A 16,886-nucleotide genomic window follows, 5' to 3' on the forward strand; every position below is an offset into this window, starting at 1 on the left:
CCGCCGGCGCGGCGTGTGCCTCGGGACCGACGCTAGGTACCGGGCCGCGGCGGCGGCATCCCTCAGGCTGATAGCGAGGTCGACAGCGGAAGCGACATCGGGCCGAAGAAGAGCAGCGAGGGACGCCACCGCACGACGCCGGCCAGCCGCAGCGCCGGCAGCCGGTGCAGGGCGGCGCAGAACTCCTCCAGCACGAGCCGCGCCAGCGCCGCGCCGAGGCAGTGGTGGATGCCCGCGCCGAGCGCGAGCGTGGCGATCTCGGGCCGGCCCACGTCGAACGCCTCCGCGTCGGCGAAGCGGGCCGGGTCGCGGTTGGCCGAGCTGAGCAGCACCACGACGACGGAGCCCTCCGGCACCGTCACGTCGTCGAACTCCACGGTGCGGGCCGCGTAGCGGCGGGCGATGTGGTAGTTGCCGCCGTACCGCAGCACCTCGGTGGACGCGGCGGCGGCCGCCGCCGGGTCGCGGCGGACCCGGGCCAGTTGCCGCGGGTTGGTGGCGAACGCGTACGCGGCGTTGCCGAGGGTGTCGCTGAGGGTGGTGACGCCGGAGCCGAAGATGGGCAGGATCGCCAGTCCCAGTTCCCGGTCGGTGAGCCCGTCCGGGTCGTCGGCGTGTTCGGCGGTGCAGGCGCTGATCAGGTCGTCGCGCGGGGCGACCCGCCGGGCGGCGGCCAGCTCGGAGAAGTAGCCCACCAGCTCCTCCGACGCCGTCGCGGAGCGACGCAGGACCGCCGCGAGCTGCGCCGGGTCGGTGCCCGGGGCGGGCGGGCCGGGGATGGCCTCCCGCAGCAGCTCCCACGTCCGGTCCTGATCCGTCACCGGCACCCCGAGCAGGCCGCCGAGCACCCGCAACGCCAGCGGCACCGCGACGGCCTGCTGGAAGTCGGCGGTGGCGGCCCCGGCCAGGTCGTCGAGCACCCGCGCCACCTCGTCGCGCACGGGATCCCGCAGGACCAGCAACTGCCGCGCGCTGAATCCCCGCGCCAGCAGCCGCCGCAGGCGGGTGTGCGCCGGCGGGTTCTGGAAGAACAGGGACGACATGAACTGCTCCTGCGCGGGGGACGGCCCACGCTGCGGCTGGTTGGCCCGCATCCACGCCACGTCCACGACCGGGAACGTCCGGCTGTCGGTGAGCACCCGCTGGCAGTCGGCGAAGCGGGAGAGCAGCGTCACGCCGAGCGTGGCGCTGCGGTACACCGGGGCGAGGTCCCGCAGCCGCCGGTAGTACGCGAACGGGTCGTCCACGGTGCCCGGCGCGAGGACGAACCGCACCAGCTCCTCGGCCTCCGGCTCCCCCGGCGGCGCGTCGGCTACGAGCGGCGGGCGACCCACAGCCCGTCCCTTACCGGCAGGATGACGCTGGTGAAGTCGGTGTCCTGGGCCAGCAGCTCGTTCATCAACCGCACCCCGCGCGCCTCGATGGAGTCCGGGTCGCCCTCGTCGAGGACGTGGTTGCCGCAGAACGCGTTGTCGATGAAGAGCACGCCCTGCGGGGCGAGGTGGGACTTCGAGAGCTTGAGCAGCTCGGCGGCCTTCGAGGGGTCGTCGCCGAAGTAGCGGTGCTTCATCACGTCCTGGAAGATGACGTCGAACTCGCCCAGCTCGGGCAGCATGTCGAAGGCGTCGCCGACGAGCACGTCGACCCGGTCGGCGTAGCCGGCCCGGTCGATGAAGCGGGCCGCCCGCCCGGCCCGCACGGGGTCGATCTCGATGGTGGTGACCCGGCCGCCCGGCGCGAGGGCGCGGGCCAGCCAGATCGCCGAATAGCCGATGGCCGTGCCGATGTCGAGGATGCGGCGGGTCGACGCGCCGGGCAGCGACGCCAGCGTCTGCAGGAGCATGCCCTCCAGCCGTCCCACGACGGGGATCTGCTCCTCGCGGGCGACGTCCTCGATCTCCCGCAGGACCTCGTCGACGGCGGCCGGCAGGGCCGCCATCCGCACCAGCGAGGTGGCGTACAGCTCGCCGGCGTCCGTGCTGTCCTGGGGAACGATGGGGAGCGGTCCCCTCAGCGAACTGCTCATCGAGGTGTACCTGATCCTTCCGGTCGCAGGTCGGTCCAGTGTTGTTCGACGTAGGCGAGGCATTCGGCGTGCGGTGCGGGGCCGGCGGCGACGGTCCAGCTCGTCGGCGGGACCGCGGACGAGGGCCACAGCGAGTACTGCCTCGCGTGGTTGCGCAGGACGAGGAAACTCGCGTCCTCGTCGTCGAACGCGTGCGGCATGCGGGCTCCTTCTAGGCCAGGTCGACGCTCTCGGCGGTCAGCGCCAGCGGTAGCGAGCTCATCCCGTGCAGGATGCTCGAATAGATCCAGCTCTCCGGTCCGGTCTGCACGGCGTGCGACACCCGGCGGCGCAGCGAGGCGAGCATCTCCTCGATCTCGATGCGGGCCAGGTAGTGCCCGAGGCAGTAGTGGGTGCCGACGGCGAACGTGAGGTGCCGGTTCGGCGAACGGTCGAGCCGGAACCGGTCCGGATCGCCGAAGACCTCCTCGTCGAAGTTGGCCGAGGCGATCCACACGCTGACGATGTCGCCGGCGCGCAGCGTCTGGCCGTCGATCTCGACGTCGGCGGTGACGGCACGGCCGCCGTGCAGCGACGGCACCGTCCAGCGCAGCAGCTCCTCGCCCGCGACGGCCGGGTCCGCCTCGCCGTTCTTGAGCGCCCGCCACTGGTCGGGGTGCTCGATCAGGGCGAGCATGCCGCCGGTGATGGCGTGCCGGCCGGTCTCGTCGCCGCCGATCATGAGGCCGTAGCAGTTGGCCATGACCTCCGCCTCGCTCAGCGGCTCGCCGTCGATACGGCAGTTCGCCAGCAGCGTCACCACGTCGTTGGCGTCGCTGCCCCGCCGGGAGCGGGCCAGGTCGGAGAAGTAGAGCAGGATCTCGCTCTTGGCCGCCCAGCTGTCCTCGGGCCGCGCGTCCGCCTCGTCGGAGCTCCACGCCTGCGACGTGCGGTCCAGCAGGTACTGCCGGTCGGAGCGGGGCACGCCCAGCAGGTCGCAGATGGCGCCGAGGGGAATGTTGCCGGAGACGTCGCGGACGAAGTCGCACTCGCCCTTCTCGATGGCGGCGGTGAGCAGCTCGTCGACGGTCTGCCGCACCCTCGCCCGGATGTCGTCGAGCATCCGCGGGGAGAACGCGCCCATCAGCAGGTTGCGGATGCGCGAGTGGGTGATGCCGTCGGTCACCGCCAGCATCGTCCCGGCCGCCGGGTCACCGCCGGCCAGCAACGTGTTGAGCGCGTTGCCGCGTTCGACGGTGAAGTGCTCCTTGTCCCGGTAGACGGCGTTGGCGTCCTCCCAGCGGGTGACGACCCAGAAGCCGGGCTGTGCGCCGCGCGCGGGCTGGTGGTAGAGCTCGCGTCGCCCGCGCAGGTGCCGCCACACCGCGCTGAGGTCGCGCTCGGCGTGCAGGCGGGGGTCGGCGAGGTCGATGTCGGCGAGGTCGTCCGGCGACACCACCGGGTGCGGGGTCATCATGAGGGACTCTCCTGGGCCTCGGGCTCGACGGGACGGGCGACGCTGGTGGCGACCGCGGCCAGGCCGGCGACCGTCGGGTGGTCGATGATCTCGCGCGGCGAGAGCGCGTAGCCCGCGTCGCGGGCGCGCTGGATCAGCGTGACCGCGAGCATGCTGTCGCCGCCGAGCTGGAAGAAGTTGCTGTCGGCCTGCGCGTCGGGCACCGAGAGCAGGTCCATGAAGATGGCCCGGAACGCCCGCTGGGCGGTGGTCAGGCCGGCGGCGGGGCGCGCCGTCGCGGCGGCGGGCTCCGGCAGGGCCCGGCGGTCCAGCTTGCCGGCCGGGGTGACCGGGAAGGCGTCGGTGAACACGACGGCGGCGGGGACCATGAACGCGGGCAGCTTCCCGGCCGCGTACTCGCGCAGCTCCGCGCCGTCGGGCGCGACGCCGTCGGCGGGGACGACGTGGACGACGAGCTGGCTGCGGCCGGGGGCGACCTGGCGGACGGAGGCGACGGCCCGGCCCACCGCCGGATGGCCGGACAGCACCGCCTCGACCTCACCGAGCTCGATCCGGTGCCCGTACAGCTTGACCTGCTCGTCGCGGCGGCCGTGGAAGAACAGCGTGCCCTCCGGCGACCAGGAGACGAGGTCGCCGGTGCGGTACATGCGCGAGCCGTCGTCGGCGAACGGGTCCGCCACGAAGCGGGCGGCGGTCAGGCCGGGGCGTCCGAGGTAGCCGAGGGCCACCCCGTCGCCGGCCACGTACAGCTCGCCGGTGACGCCGGGCGGCGCCGGTTGCAGGCCGGGCCCGAGAACGTACGTCGTGGTGCCGGCGATCGGCCGTCCGATCGGCGGCGTGCCCTCGCCGGTCAGCGGATCGCTGACGGTGGCGCACACGGTCACCTCGGTCGGGCCGTACGCGTTGACCAGATGCCGGCCGGACGCCCAGCGGGCGGCCAGGTCGGCCGGGCACGCCTCCCCCGCCGTCATCATGCCGCGCACGGCCGGCGCGTCGTCGGGGCCGATCGACCCGGCGGCCACCGGGGGCAGCAGCACCCGGTCGACGTGGCAGTCGGCGAGCACCCCGGCCAGGGCCTCGCCCGCCAGGGCGGTGTCCCCCGCGACGACCAGGGCGGATCCCGCGCCGAACGCGCCGAGCAGCTCGGCGACGAACGCGTCGAAGCTCGGGGAGGCGAACTGGAGCAGCCGGCTTCCCGGCCGCAGGTCCATGCCGTCGACCATGGCCCGGGTCAGGGCGCTCAGCCCCGAGTGGGTGACGGCGACCCCCTTGGGCCGGCCCGTGGTGCCGGAGGTGTAGACGACGTAGGCGACGTCCGTCAGGGCCGGCGGCGGTGCGTCGCCGGCGGGGTCCGACGCGCGCTCCCACGCCGACCGCACGGCCGGATCGTCGAGCACCAGCGTCGTGCCGTCGGCGGGCAGGGCCGTGGCGGCGGCGGAGCTGGTGCACACGAGGACCGGGCGGGCGTCGGAGAGCATGAAGGCGATCCGCTCCGCCGGGTAGCCGGGGTCGACGACGAGGAACGCGGCACCGGTGCGGGCCACGGCGAGCACGGCGGTGATCAGGTCCGCCGAGCGGGGCAGCGCGAGGGCGACCAGCGTCCCCGGGGCCGCGCCCCGGGCGCGCAGCAGGCAGGCCAGCCGGTTCGCGCGGCCCGACAGCGCGGCGTAGCTGATCGTGCCGGTCGCGGTGACGACCGCGACGGCGTCGGGGCTCTCGCGTACGGGCCGGTCGAGCAGCGCCGTCAACACCTGCCGCTCGGGCCCCGGCGCGCCGTGGCTCCAGTCGTCGAGGAGTTGCCGCCGCTGGGGTTCGGCGGCCATCGGCAGGCGTCCCACCGGCGTGCCCGGGTCCGCCCCGGCGGCCCGCAGGACGGTGGCGAGCATGCCGAGCACGGCCCCGGCGTCGATGCCCGGCCGGTGCCAGCCGGCCAGCCGCAGGCCGTCGCCGACGGGTTGCGCGGCCACGACCAGGTTGGTGCCGGTGCCCGGCCGGTGCGCGCGGACGTCGGCGTGCTCCGGCAGGACGAGCACGGCGGTGTCGAAGAGCGGGCTGGTGGCGGCCAGGTCGCGGATCCTGCGCACCTGGCGCACTGCGGCGACGAGGTCCGCGAAGGCGTCGCCCGCGGTGACGCGCGCCAGCACGCCGTCGCGGGGGTCGTCACCGCCGAACGCGACGTGGTCCTGCCCGGTGAGCCAGGACAGCACCACGGCGTAGGCGGCGTGCACCACGTCCCGCGCCGGCGTCCCCGCCCCCCGGGCGTACGCGACGATCTCCTGCCCCACCGCGCCGGGCAGCTCGACGAGGACGGGATCGTCCGGCGACGGCGTACCGACCAGCGTCGGCTCCACGGTGGCCAGCTCCGCCCGCAGCCGCTCCCGCGCTTCCTGTTCCGCGCGCACCCGACGGGTGACCACGGCGGTGACGTCGGCGCGCAGCAGCCCCCGGTCGGGCTTGCCGGGGCCGGTGACCGGCAGGGCGTCCCGGAACTCGATCTCGGCGGGGACGTGGCTGGGCGACAGGACCACGGCGACGTGCTCGCGCAGCGTGGCGACGTCCACGTGCTCGCCGTCGCGCAGCGCGACGACCGCGACGATGCGCTCCACCCGGTTGGTGTCCTCCACCCCGAAGACGGCGGCCTGCGCCACCGCCGGGTGGTCCATCAACGCGCGTTCGACCGCGTCCGGGTACGCCTTGATGCCGTTGACCTTCATCACGTCGGCGAGGCGACCGTGCAGGTGCAGGTAGCCGTCCTCGTCGAGGTGTCCGATGTCGCCGGTGCGCACGTGCCCGTCGCGGATGGCGGCGGCGGTCAGCTCCGGCTCGTTCCAGTAGCGCTCCATGCGCCAGCGGCCGGTCACGCACACCTCGCCGGCCTGGCCGGTGGGCAGCGCCTCGCCGGTGTCCGGGTCGCGGATGTCGACCTGCACGGCGGCGGGCGGGCGGCCGACCGTGCGGCGCAGCCCCGCGTCGAGGTGCTCGTGCGGCAGCAGCAGGCTGATCAGCCCCGTCTCGCTGGTGCCGTAGACCTGCATCAGCACGGGTCCGAAGATCTTCGCCGCCTCGGCGAGGCGTTCCGGCGAGGCGGGGCTGCCGGTGTAGAACACCTCGCGCAGGCTCGACAGGTCGGTGCGGTCGGTGTCCGGGTGCGCCGCGAGGGCGTAGACCTGCGGCGAGCCCAGCACCAGCCGGCTGATCCGGTGCGCGCCGATCGCCGCCAGCACCGCCGCCGGGTCGAAGCCGTGGTGCAGCACCACGAGCCCGCCGGTCACCATCGTGTCGTCGGCCGAGGACCCGCCGGAGTGGGTCAGCGGCGCGGTGATCAGCAGGGTCACCCGCTGCCCGTGCGCCGCCTGGGCCTGCGCCATCTCGTTCTTGACCCGGAAGCTCCAGCTCACCCCCTTCGGCCGGCCGGTCGACCCGCTGGTGAACATCACCACGGCGACGTCGCCGTCGCGCACCATCTGCGGGTCGAAGGAGGACGCGCCCGCGGTGAGGTCGACGGCGTCCCCGGCCGGGCCGAGCGCGGCGACCAGGGGCGCCGCGCCGAGCGGCGCGCACAGCGACCGGGCGCGCTCCACGTTGGCCGGGTCGACGGCCAGCATCGCGGGACGGGTCGAGGCGAGGATCTCCCGCTGCACGGCGAGCGGCAGCTCCTCGTCGGGGTTGACCGCGTTGACGCCACGGATGTGCACCACCGTCGCACCGAGCAGGTTGGCCGCCCACCGCAGCAGCAGGGTGGCCGCGGTGTTGGGGTCGGTCAGCACGGCGACGAGGCTGCCGGGCCCGATGCCGTGCCGGTGCATCGCCGCCGCCGCCGTCTCCACCGAGGCGGCGAGGTCCCCGGCGCGCACGGGCTCGCCACGCGAGATCAGCGCCGTGCCGCCGGGGTTCTCGTGCAGCTTGGCGAGGATCTGGCGTACGTAGTGGTCGGGTTGTGGCACGGTGCTCCTCCAATGCCGGTGCCTGACGCGCCAGGGCTAGTCAGGAACGTATCGGCAGAGGAGCGCGGTCCCCTATCCCTCAGATTGACAGTCGTCGGTCCGTCGGCCGACGGCCACCGTGCAGTACCACTCGTCGGAGGTGGACGTGGTCGCCACCAGCCCGTGTGCCGACATCGCCGCCGCCGTCCACCCGGCCTGCCCCTCGCCGGTCTCGATGAGCAGCCGCCCGCCGGGGGCGAGCCACCGGGCCGCGCCCTCGGCCACCCGCCGGTGCACCGCGACGCCGTCGACGCCGCCGTCGAGCGCCACCAGGGGCTCGTGTTCGCGCGCCTCGGGCGGCATCATGGCGATCTCGTCGGTGGGCACGTACGGCGCGTTGACGACCAGCACGTCGACGGTGCCCCGCAGCGCGGCCGGCAGGGCGGCGTAGAGGTCGCCCGCGTGAACGTGCCCGCCGATCGGTTCGAGGTTGCGGCGGGCGCAGCGCACCGACGCGGGCTCGATGTCGCAGGCGTGCAGCCGGACCCCGGGCACCCGGGCCGCGACGGCCGCGCCGATCGCCCCCGTCCCGCAGCACAGGTCCACCACCACCGCGCCCGGCCGGGTCACGGCGACGGCCTGCTCGACGAGGTAGGTGGTGCGCTGGCGGGGCACGAAGACGCCGGGTTCGACGACGATCCGCAGCCCGCAGAACTCGGCCCAGCCGAGGATGACCTCCAGCGGCTCGCCGAGCACCCGCCGCCGGGTGAGCTCGTGCAGCTCCTCCGGCGTCCGCGCGGCCTCGACGAGCAGCCGCGCCTCGTCCTCGGCGAAGACGCAGCCAGCGGCGCGCAACCTTGCGACCGTCGCCTCGTCGGGATCCGTGGTGGTCATCGCGGCGCTCCTGTCGTCTGCCCTGAGTCGGCGTGGCCGGCGGCCAGGGCGGCCCGGACCGCCGGGACCACCTCGCCGCCGAGCAGCTCGACGGTGCGGGCGACGTCCGCGAAGGGCAGCCCGCCCGCGTCGACCTGGAACAGCACGCGATGCTGTCCCAGCCGGCGATGCTGCGCGAGGATCTTCTCCGTGACCTGCTCGGGGTCGCCGGCCAGCAGCGCCTCGCCACCGGCGACGTGCCGGTCGAAGCCGTCGCGGTCGAGCACGATCCGGCCCCGCGAGTGCAGGTCGAGATACTCCGCGCAGTACGGGTAGTAGTCCGCGACCCCGCCGGGGCGCGGGGTGAGGTGGGCCTGGCTCGTGGTCGCCACCCGGATCGCGGCGGGGTCGTGGCCGTGCTCGGCCGCCGCCGCCCGGTAGGCGGCCAGGTTCTCCGCGAGCCGCGCCGTCGAACCGGGGGTCACCGCGACCGCGACGGGCAGCCCGAGCGCCCCCGCCCGCAGCACGCTGCCCCGGTTACCGCCGACGCCGGCCCAGACGGGCAGCGGCTGCTGCACGGCGCGGGGGCCGACCCAGGAGCCCAGCAGCGCGGGCCGGTGGCTGCCCTGCCAGCTCACGAACTGCTGCCGGGTGGCCGTCAGCAGCAGGTCGAGATGCTCGGTGAACAGCGCGTCGTAGTCGTTCATGTCGTAGCCGAACAGGTCGAACGGCTCGGGGAACGCGCCGCGACCGACGGTGATCTCGGCGCGACCGCCGGACAGCGCGTCGAGGGTCGCGAAGTCCTCGTAGACCCGCACCGGGTCCAGGACGCCGATCAGGGTGGTGGCGCTGGCGAGCCGGATGCGCCCGGTGGCCTGGGCGACCGCGGCCAGCACCACGGCCGGCGAGGTCACCGCGTAGTTCGGGTGGTGGTGCTCGCCGACCGCGAAGACGTCGAGGCCGGCCTGTTCGGCGAGCTGCCCGAGGCGGACGATCTGGCGGATCCGCTCGTCGGGGGCGACCGGGTGGTCCGCGCGCGGCTCGGACGTGAGGTCCGCGAGGCTGATGAGCCCGAATTCCATGAACCTGCCTCAACGGGACGGCTGTGACGACCCACCGTACCCTGTGCCCTCACGCCGCGTGGAGCTGCCTCCCCAGGTCCGCGAGCAGGGCGGGGACCTGCTCGGGGTCGGCGACCGCGCCGAAGACGTGGTGGTCCGGGCGGACCAGGACCGCCGTCGCGCCGAGCCCCGCCAGGTAGGGCAGGTAGAGGCCGTCGACGTCCTCGACGGCTCCCGCCGCCAGGTGCGCGACCGTCACGTCCGGGCCGGGCCCGGCGGGCGTCTCCACGGTGCACGGCACGGCCGGCCCGCCTGCGGTGAGCAGCACGAAGCCGCGCCCCACCAGGTCGTCGAAGAGCCCCGTCCGGCCGCGCAGACGGACCCGGCCCTGCGGCACCACCGCGCCCCGGGCCGCCGCCAGCGCCTGCGGCAGCCCGCTGAGCAGCCCCTCGGTCAGTGGTTTCGCGGGTTCCGGGGTGGCCGGGCCCGGCCGGGCGTTGGCCAGGATGGCGGCGTCGCGGTCGGCGGCGGCGGCCGGGTCCGTCACGCAGATGACCCGGCCCAGCTTCACCGACTCGCGGATCGCCTGGCGGGCCTGGCCGCGCCGCTCGACGGTGTAGGTGTCCAGCAGCGCGTCCGGCGCGCCGCGCAGCACGAGGTCCAGCTTCCAGGCGAGGTTCGCCGCGTCCCGGATCCCCGAGCACATGCCCTGGCCCGCGAACGGGGGCATCAGGTGCGCCGCGTCCCCGGCGAGCAGCACCCGGCCGACCCGCCACTGCTGCGCCCACATCGCCTGGAACGTGTAGGTCGCGCTGCGCAGCAGCCGGGCCGTCCCGGGCCGTACGCCGTGCCGGGCGAGCAGCCGCCACGGCGCGTCCTCGGTCCGCAGCTCCGCCACGTCCTCACCGGGCAGCCGCATGAACTCCCAGCGCCGGCGTCCGGGCCCGCTGCCCACCATCGTCGTCGGGCGGGCCGGGTCGCAGAGCTGCTGGTTCGTCGGCACGAACTCGCGGTCGCCGGTCAGCTCCACGTCGCACAGCAGCCAGTCGTAGGAGAAGCCCAGGTCGGTGACGCCGACGCCGAGCCACTCGCGGACGAAACTGTTCGCCCCGTCACAGCCGATCACCCAGCCGGCGGTGACCGTGTGCGCCGCGCCGTCCACGCTCCGGGTGCCGACGACGACGCGGTCGCCGTGTTCGGCCAGGCTCACGACCTGACGGCCGCGCCACACCCGCGCCTGCGGGAACTCGGCGAGCCGCCGGGTGAGCACCGCCTCCAGCGCCGGCTGGTGCATGGTGTTCGCGTCCGGCCAGCCGTACCGGCCGGTGCGGGAGAACGCGATGTCGAGCAGCACCCGGCCCCGGGCGTCGCGCCACTGGTAACCGGTGGCCGGCAGCGACAGCTCCCGCAGCTCCGCGCCGACGCCCGTGCCCGCCAGCAGCCGGGCGGTCTCGCCGTCGAAGCTGGTGGCGCGCGGCAGCGGATAGGGCTCCGGCCGTCGTTCGGCGACGGCGACCCGCCAGCCCCGCTGGGCGAGCATGATCGCCAGCGCCGCTCCGGTCGGGCCGAGTCCCACCACGAGGACGTCGACGTCGCCCTGCGGCGCGGTCACCACCGCACGGGCAGGTCGTGGACGCTGAAGACGGGCGTCCGGGCCCGCAGCCGCACCTGCTCGACCGCCCCGTCCAGGCCAAGGCCGGGCAGACCGACGACCAGCGTACGCAGGGCCACGGCGAGCAGGACGCGGGCCAGGCGCTGACCGAGGCAGATGTGCACGCCGTAGCCGAACGCGACGTTGCCGGCCGTGTCGCGGGCCAGGTCCAACAGGTCGGGGGCGGCGAAGCGGCGCGCGTCGCGGTTGGCGACCGGCAGGGAGACCGTGACGGTGTCCCCCTTGCGGACGAGCTGGCCGCCGACCTGCACGTCTTCCAGCGCGGTGCGGAAGATCTGGTACTGGTTGACCGTGGTGTAGCGCAGCAGCTCCTCGACTGCCGCCTCCACGCCGACGCCCTCGGCGCACGCGGCCCGGAAGGCGTCGAGCTGCCGACGGTGATGCAGCAACGCCAGGGTGGCGGCGGCCAGGGCCCCCTCGCAGGTGGTGAGGCCGGCCACGAAGACGATGAGGAGCATGTTGGTGATCTCCCGGTCGGTCAGGCCGGGTACGGCCGTCAGCCGGCTCATCATCGAGTCGCCGGGGTCGGCGCGTTCCTTGCCCACCAGGTCCCGCAGGTAGAGGAACGCCCGCTTCTCCGCGGCGAACTCCTCCTCGACCGGCACCGCGTCGTCGTTCGCCGTCTCCGACAGCGCCGCGAGCAGCGGTCCCCCCTCGTCCGGGATGCCCACCAGGTCGCACAGGACCCGGCGGCACAGCGGTTGCACGTACCCGGTGACCAGGTCGGCGGGCGGGCCCAGCGCGCGCAGCGCCGCCAGCTGCTCCGCCGCAGCCGTCTCGATCCGCTCGCCGAGCACGGCCACCCGGTGCGTGGTGAACTCGCCGGTGAGCATGCTGCGGTAGCGCGTGTGCTCCGGCGGGTCCATGTGGATGAACATGCCCGGGATGATCGGCATGGACGGGAAGGGCTGCCCCTTCTTGGTCACCGGGAAGTGCGCGGAGTGGAAGTTGTGGCTGAAGACCGGGCTGCTCAGCACCTCCTTGGCCACGTCGAGCCCGGTCGCCAGCCAGCCGACGTGCCCGTCGGGATAGACCATCCTGGCCAGTGGCTGCTCCACGGCGAGGTCCCGCAGCAGTTTCGGCGGGTCGAACGGGTCCGTACGGTCCCAGTGCTCCAGGTACGTGATCGGTTCGGCCATGTCGAAACCTCTCGTCGCTCGCACGCCGTCCACCGGACGAATCGAGGCTAGAAAAGTTGTCGACGCCCGCCATCCCCTACTCTGGTAAGACCGTCGCGCACCCGTTGTGACGGCCCGACGAGCGCCGTTAGCTTGGCCACATGCCCAGCGACAGCATGAGGGCCGTGTATGCCTCGGCACCCACCCCGGACGATCCGCTTTCCGCTCTCGTCGTCGGCGAGCGGCCCACCCCGGTCGTCCCCGACGGTTGGGTCCGCGTCGACGTACGGGCGGTGTCGCTCAACCACAAGGACCTGTGGACCCTGCGCGGCGTCGGCCTCAACCACGACCAGTACCCGCGGATCCTCGGCTGCGAGGCGGCCGGCCTCGACCCCGACGGTCGGCGCGTGCTGCTGTATCCGCTGCTCGACACGCCGCCGGGGGTCAGCGACGAGACGCTGCACCTGCCGGCGGCGCAGTTGTCCGGGGCGCGTCCCGGCACGCTGGCCGAGCAGTTCACCGCCCCCCGCTCCGGCCTGCTGCCGGTGCCGGCCCACCTGACGTGGGAGGAGGCCGCCTGCCTGGTGTGCACCTGGCTGCCGGCCTACCGGATGCTGTTCACCAAGGCGCGGCTGCAACCGGGCGACACGGTTCTCGTCCAGGGCGCCGCAGGCGGCCTCTCCACCGCGCTGATCTCGATCGGCGCGGCCTCCGGCCTGCGGGTGTGGGCGACGGGCCGCACGCCGGAGAAGCGCGCCATCGCCCACCGGCTCGGCGCCGCCGCGACGTTCGAGCACGACACCGACCTGCCGGAGCGGGTCGACGCGGTCATCGACGGCGTCGGCAAGGCCACCTGGCACCACTCCCTACGCAGCGTCCGCCACGGCGGCACGGTAGTGGTCGCGGGGGCCACCACCGGCGACGTTCCCCCCGCCCGCCTGCACCGCGTCTACTTCCACCAGATCAACATCGTGGGTTCGCTCAGCGGCACCCGCGAGGAGTACATGCGCCTGTTCACCCTGATGAGCACGACCGGCCTCAGGCCGCTGATCGACGACACCATGCCCCTGCCGGAGGCCCGCGCCGCCTTCAAACGGCTCTCCGACGGCGACGTGCGGGGCAACCTGGTCATCACCGTCGGCTGACCAGCCACCGCCGGCCGGCCGGATTCGGACAGATAAGACGAAACCCCGCTCGATCCCGAGCGGGGTTGATCATGATTGACCACCGGTTCGCACTACGGTGCGTTCGGTGGAGCCGAGGGGACTCGAACCCCTGACCCCCACACTGCCAGTGTGGTGCGCTACCAGCTGCGCCACGGCCCCTTGCTGTTCGCCCCCGGTCTCCCGGGCACGGAGAGAACTATACACACGCCCGCCCGCATGGTCATCTCGCGGGGCCCCTCCCCCGCGCGCGTCAGTTGAGCGCCACGTCGGGAGGGAAGTGGGCGACGGCGGCCATCATCCCGCCCTGCCGGCGCAGCACCATCGGCCACAGGTCGTCGGGGCGGTCGACGAACGCGTCGCCGGGCAGCGCGTCCAGGACGAACCAGGACCCGTCCTCGATCTCCTGCTCCAACTGGCCCGCGCCCCAGCCCGAGTAGCCGGCGAAGACCCGGATGCCGCCGATGCTCTCCCGCATCCGCTCCGGGTCCACGGAGAGGTCGATCGTGCCCACCGCGCCGGAGACCTGGTGGAAGCCCCGCAGCCGCTTGACGGGGTTGCGCATCCGGGCCAGGCAGATGGCCGAGTCGGGTTGGACGGGACCGCCCTCGAACAGCACCGCCGGCTCCCGCGCCAGGTCGCTCCAGTCGCCGAGGACGTCGGCGACCGGCACCTCCGTGGCCCGGTTGAGCACCACACCGAGCGCGCCGCCCGGCTCGTGGGCCACGAGCAGCACCACCGTGCGGTCGAAGTTCGGGTCCTTGAGCGTGGGGGTCGCGACCAGCAGCCGTCCGGTCATCGAGTCCATCGCCCGCCCGCCGATCGCCTGGTCCTCTCCCTGCATGTCGGACATCCGTCAGCCGCGCGCCGGGACGCGGAGAAGGCACCCCGGGACGACGCCGCCGCCGGGCCGGGCGGAACCGACGTCGTGGCCGGCATGGGGGGTGGCCTGCCCGACCCGGTCGGCACGGGACGCCGGGCTCATCCGTGCTGTCAACGCCATGCCTGGCACCATAGCCTGCGCCCGGGGCGCTGGCTAAGGTCTGACCGGTGGGTGATCGAGTGGGATCGAAGGGGGCGACGATGGGTCCGACGGCGGACATCGCGGTCATCGGCGGGTCGGGGCTCTACGCCCTGCTGGAGGGCGCGACCGAGCACCCGGTCCAGACGCCGTACGGCGAGCCATCGGACCCGGTCACGATCGCCGAGGTGGGCGGCCGGCGGGTGGCGTTCCTGCCCCGGCACGGGCGCGACCACCGGCACCCGCCGCACCTGATCCCGTACCGGGCGAACCTGTGGGCGTTGCGGGCGCTCGGGGTGCGGCAGGTCCTCGCCCCGTGCGCGGTCGGCGGGCTCCGCCCCGAGCTGGGGCCGGGCACGTTCGTGGTGCCGGACCAGTTGATCGACCGCACCAGCGGGCGGGTGCAGACCTACTACGACCGGGGCGCGGTGCACGTGGCCTTCGGCGACCCGTACTGCCCGGTGGGGCGGCGGACGCTGCTGGACGCGGCGGCGGGCCGCGGCGTGCCGGCCGTCGACGGCGGGACGATGGTGGTCGTGGAGGGGCCGCGCTTCTCCACCCGGGCGGAGTCGCGCTGGTTCACCGCGATCGGCGGGGCGGTGGTCAACATGACGGGGCACCCGGAGGCGGTGCTCGCCCGCGAGCTGGCCCTCTGCTACACCCCGATCGCGCTGGTCACCGACCTCGACGCGGGGGTGGAGGCGGGCGAGTCGGTCACCCAGGAGGAGGTCTTCCGGGTCTTCGCCGAGAACACCGACCGGCTGCGCGGGGTGCTGCTGGACGCCGTCGCCGCCCTGCCGGCCGGGCGGGACTGCCCGTGCGGGCGGGCGCTGGACGGGATCAAGCTGCCCTTCGCCCTGCCGTGAGCCCGGCCGGGCTCACGGCAGGGCGAATCGCCCGGTAGGTGGTGCTTTTCCCGATAGATTCGGCGGGTGGCAACGGTCCGCGAGACGACGTACGAGCTGCTGCGGGCGCTGGGCATGACCACCGTGTTCGGCAACCCGGGCTCGACGGAGGAGCCCTTCCTCCAGGACTTCCCCGCCGACTTCCGGTACGTCCACGCCCTGCACGAGGCGTCCGCCGTCGCCATGGCCGACGGGTATGCCCAGGCCACCGGCCGCCCCGCCCACGTCAACCTGCACACCGCCCCGGGCACCGGCAACGGCATGGGCAATCTCGTCACCGCCTGGCACAACAAGACCCCGCTGATCGTCTCGGCCGGTCAGCAGAGCCGGGAGATGCTGCTGCTGGAGCCCCGGCTGGCCAGCCCCCGGGCGGCCGAGCTGACCCAGCCGTACGTCAAGTGGAGCCACGAGCCGGCCCGCGCGCAGGACATCCCGGCGGCGTTCATGCGGGCGTACGCCACGGCGGTGCAGCCGCCCGCCGGCCCGGTCTTCCTCTCCCTGCCGCTGGACGACTGGGCCCGGCCGGCGGACGGGCCGCCCGAGGTGCGCACCGTGGCCACCCGGTACGCCCCCGACCCGGCCCGGCTGCGGGAGTTCGCCGCCCAGGTGGCCGCCAGCCGCAGCCCCGCGCTGGTGCTCGGCGGGGCGGTCGACCGGGCCGGGGCGTGGCCGGCGGCGGTGGCGCTGGCCGAGCGGCTGGCCGCCCCGGTCTGGGCCGCGCCCGCCCCCGAGCGGACCCCGTTCCCCGAGGACCACCCGCACTACCGGGGCGTGCTGCCGTACGCGATCGGGCCCCTGGCCGAGGCGCTGGTCGGCCACGACACGGTGCTGGTGGTCGGCGCGCCCGTGTTCCGCTACTACCCGCACGTGCCGGGCGACTACCTGCCCGCCGGCACCCGCCTGCTGCACGTCACCGACGACCCCGACGAGACGGCCCGCGCCCCGGTCGGCGACGGCCTGCTCGCCGACCCGGGCCTGGCCCTGGCCGCCCTGGTCGAGCTGCTCCCGGCGACCGACCGACCGCCCCCGCCGCCCCGGCCGGCCCCGGGGCCGCCCGACGCGGGCCCGCCGGTGAGCCCCGACGCGCTGTTCGCCGCCCTGGCCCGGCACTGGCCGCCCGACGGGGTGCTCGTGCAGGAGTCACCGTCCAACCTGGCCGCGCTGCGCCGCCGGCTGCCGGTCACCCGCCCCGGGTCGTACTTCACGATGGCCAGCGGCGGCCTCGGGTTCGGGCTGCCGGCGGCGGTCGGGATCGCGCTGGCCGAGCGGGACACCGGGCGGGGCCGGCCGGTGGTCGCGGTGATCGGCGACGGGTCGTTCCACTATTCCGTGCAGGCGCTGTGGACGGCCGCGCGGCTGCGCCTGCCGCTGGCCGTCGTGGTCCCGGTCAACCAGCAGTACGCGATCCTCAAGGCGTTCGCCGAGCTGAAACACACCCCCGGGGTGCCCGGCCTGGACCTGCCCGGCCTCGACGTCGTCGCCGTGGCCCGGGGATACGGCTGCGCCGCCACCGTCGTCGAGGAGCTGGACGGGCTGGGCGACGCGTTGGGCGCGGCACTGGCGGCGGACCGGCCCACCGTGCTGCCGGTGCCGATCAGCACCGAGGTCCCGCAGCTGCTCTGAGCGCCTTCGGGGGTGCGCTGCACCCTCGGGGGCCGCCCCGCATCC

At 74.7% G+C, this 16,886-nt stretch carries 13 protein-coding genes and 1 tRNA gene; 3 read left to right on the forward strand and 11 right to left on the reverse strand.

The features are described 5' to 3' along the window. Positions 1-62: 62 nt before the first annotated feature. From GA0070558_RS24540 to GA0070558_RS24580, 9 genes are all read right to left on the reverse strand, one after another. Positions 63-1,334 (reverse strand): cytochrome P450, encoded by a 1,272-nt coding sequence (locus tag GA0070558_RS24540; RefSeq protein WP_091284003.1) that lies wholly within the window; start codon positions 1,332-1,334, stop codon positions 63-65. Further along, on the reverse strand, positions 1,313-2,026 hold the full coding sequence (locus tag GA0070558_RS24545; RefSeq protein WP_176734365.1) for an O-methyltransferase: 714 nt from the start codon (positions 2,024-2,026) through the stop codon (positions 1,313-1,315). Before GA0070558_RS24545 ends, GA0070558_RS24540 begins: the two co-directional genes overlap by 22 nt. Further along, complete coding sequence (locus GA0070558_RS24550; protein WP_091284008.1) at positions 2,023-2,226, reverse strand: MbtH family protein; 204 nt, start codon at positions 2,224-2,226, stop codon at positions 2,023-2,025. Before GA0070558_RS24550 ends, GA0070558_RS24545 begins: the two co-directional genes overlap by 4 nt. Positions 2,227-2,237: 11 nt before the next feature. Next, entirely contained in the window at positions 2,238-3,482 is a 1,245-nt protein-coding gene (locus GA0070558_RS24555) for a cytochrome P450 (RefSeq protein ID WP_091284009.1), read from the reverse strand. Beyond that, on the reverse strand, positions 3,479-7,426 hold the full coding sequence (locus GA0070558_RS24560; RefSeq protein WP_091284011.1) for an amino acid adenylation domain-containing protein: 3,948 nt from the start codon (positions 7,424-7,426) through the stop codon (positions 3,479-3,481). Before GA0070558_RS24560 ends, GA0070558_RS24555 begins: the two co-directional genes overlap by 4 nt. 72 nt (positions 7,427-7,498) lie before the next feature. Next, positions 7,499-8,299: a putative protein N(5)-glutamine methyltransferase gene (locus GA0070558_RS24565; protein WP_091284013.1), complete on the reverse strand. Its 801-nt coding sequence runs from the start codon at positions 8,297-8,299 to the stop codon at positions 7,499-7,501. After that, positions 8,296-9,360, reverse strand: a complete 1,065-nt coding sequence (locus GA0070558_RS24570) for an LLM class flavin-dependent oxidoreductase (protein ID WP_091284014.1) — start codon at positions 9,358-9,360, stop codon at positions 8,296-8,298. The genes GA0070558_RS24565 and GA0070558_RS24570 overlap by 4 nt, the downstream gene beginning before the upstream one ends. Before the next feature lie 49 nt (positions 9,361-9,409). Continuing rightward, entirely contained in the window at positions 9,410-10,951 is a 1,542-nt protein-coding gene (gene mhpA, locus GA0070558_RS24575) for a bifunctional 3-(3-hydroxy-phenyl)propionate/3-hydroxycinnamic acid hydroxylase MhpA (RefSeq protein ID WP_091284103.1), read from the reverse strand. After that, positions 10,948-12,150, reverse strand: a complete 1,203-nt coding sequence (locus tag GA0070558_RS24580) for a cytochrome P450 (RefSeq protein ID WP_091284016.1) — start codon at positions 12,148-12,150, stop codon at positions 10,948-10,950. Before GA0070558_RS24580 ends, mhpA begins: the two co-directional genes overlap by 4 nt. A gap of 140 nt (positions 12,151-12,290) precedes the next feature. Between GA0070558_RS24580 and GA0070558_RS24585 the strand changes: the two genes are divergently transcribed. Then, positions 12,291-13,274, forward strand: a complete 984-nt coding sequence (locus GA0070558_RS24585) for a zinc-binding dehydrogenase (RefSeq protein ID WP_218107084.1) — start codon at positions 12,291-12,293, stop codon at positions 13,272-13,274. Between the two features lie 107 nt (positions 13,275-13,381). Here GA0070558_RS24585 and GA0070558_RS24590 read toward each other — a convergent pair. Continuing rightward, a tRNA-Ala gene (locus GA0070558_RS24590) sits at positions 13,382-13,454 on the reverse strand. Between the two features lie 91 nt (positions 13,455-13,545). Continuing rightward, entirely contained in the window at positions 13,546-14,136 is a 591-nt protein-coding gene (locus GA0070558_RS24595; protein WP_043964045.1) for a YqgE/AlgH family protein, read from the reverse strand. 239 nt (positions 14,137-14,375) lie between these two features. Between GA0070558_RS24595 and GA0070558_RS24600 the strand changes: the two genes are divergently transcribed. Both GA0070558_RS24600 and mdlC read left to right on the forward strand, forming a co-directional pair. Then, positions 14,376-15,179: an S-methyl-5'-thioadenosine phosphorylase gene (locus tag GA0070558_RS24600; protein WP_091284018.1), complete on the forward strand. Its 804-nt coding sequence runs from the start codon at positions 14,376-14,378 to the stop codon at positions 15,177-15,179. 66 nt (positions 15,180-15,245) lie between these two features. After that, entirely contained in the window at positions 15,246-16,841 is a 1,596-nt protein-coding gene (gene mdlC, locus GA0070558_RS24605) for a benzoylformate decarboxylase (protein WP_091284020.1), read from the forward strand. The last annotated feature ends 45 nt before the right edge of the window (positions 16,842-16,886 follow it).

The sequence above is a fragment of the Micromonospora haikouensis genome (genome assembly GCF_900091595.1).
GTDB lineage: Bacteria > Actinomycetota > Actinomycetes > Mycobacteriales > Micromonosporaceae > Micromonospora > Micromonospora haikouensis.

Bases quoted from the DNA above. Each gene is read 5' to 3' on its own strand.
- GA0070558_RS24595 (WP_043964045.1), bottom strand. From the start codon at position 14,136: ATGCAGGGAGAGGACCAGGCGATCGGCGGGCGGGCGATGGACTCGATG.
- GA0070558_RS24570 (WP_091284014.1), bottom strand. From the start codon at position 9,360: ATGGAATTCGGGCTCATCAGCCTCGCGGACCTCACGTCCGAGCCGCGC.
- GA0070558_RS24565 (WP_091284013.1), bottom strand. From the start codon at position 8,299: ATGACCACCACGGATCCCGACGAGGCGACGGTCGCAAGGTTGCGCGCC.
- GA0070558_RS24555 (WP_091284009.1), bottom strand. From the start codon at position 3,482: ATGATGACCCCGCACCCGGTGGTGTCGCCGGACGACCTCGCCGACATC.
- GA0070558_RS24580 (WP_091284016.1), bottom strand. From the start codon at position 12,150: ATGGCCGAACCGATCACGTACCTGGAGCACTGGGACCGTACGGACCCG.
- GA0070558_RS24545 (WP_176734365.1), bottom strand. From the start codon at position 2,026: ATGAGCAGTTCGCTGAGGGGACCGCTCCCCATCGTTCCCCAGGACAGC.
- GA0070558_RS24550 (WP_091284008.1), bottom strand. From the start codon at position 2,226: ATGCCGCACGCGTTCGACGACGAGGACGCGAGTTTCCTCGTCCTGCGC.
- GA0070558_RS24600 (WP_091284018.1), top strand. From the start codon at position 14,376: ATGGGTCCGACGGCGGACATCGCGGTCATCGGCGGGTCGGGGCTCTAC.
- GA0070558_RS24585 (WP_218107084.1), top strand. From the start codon at position 12,291: ATGCCCAGCGACAGCATGAGGGCCGTGTATGCCTCGGCACCCACCCCG.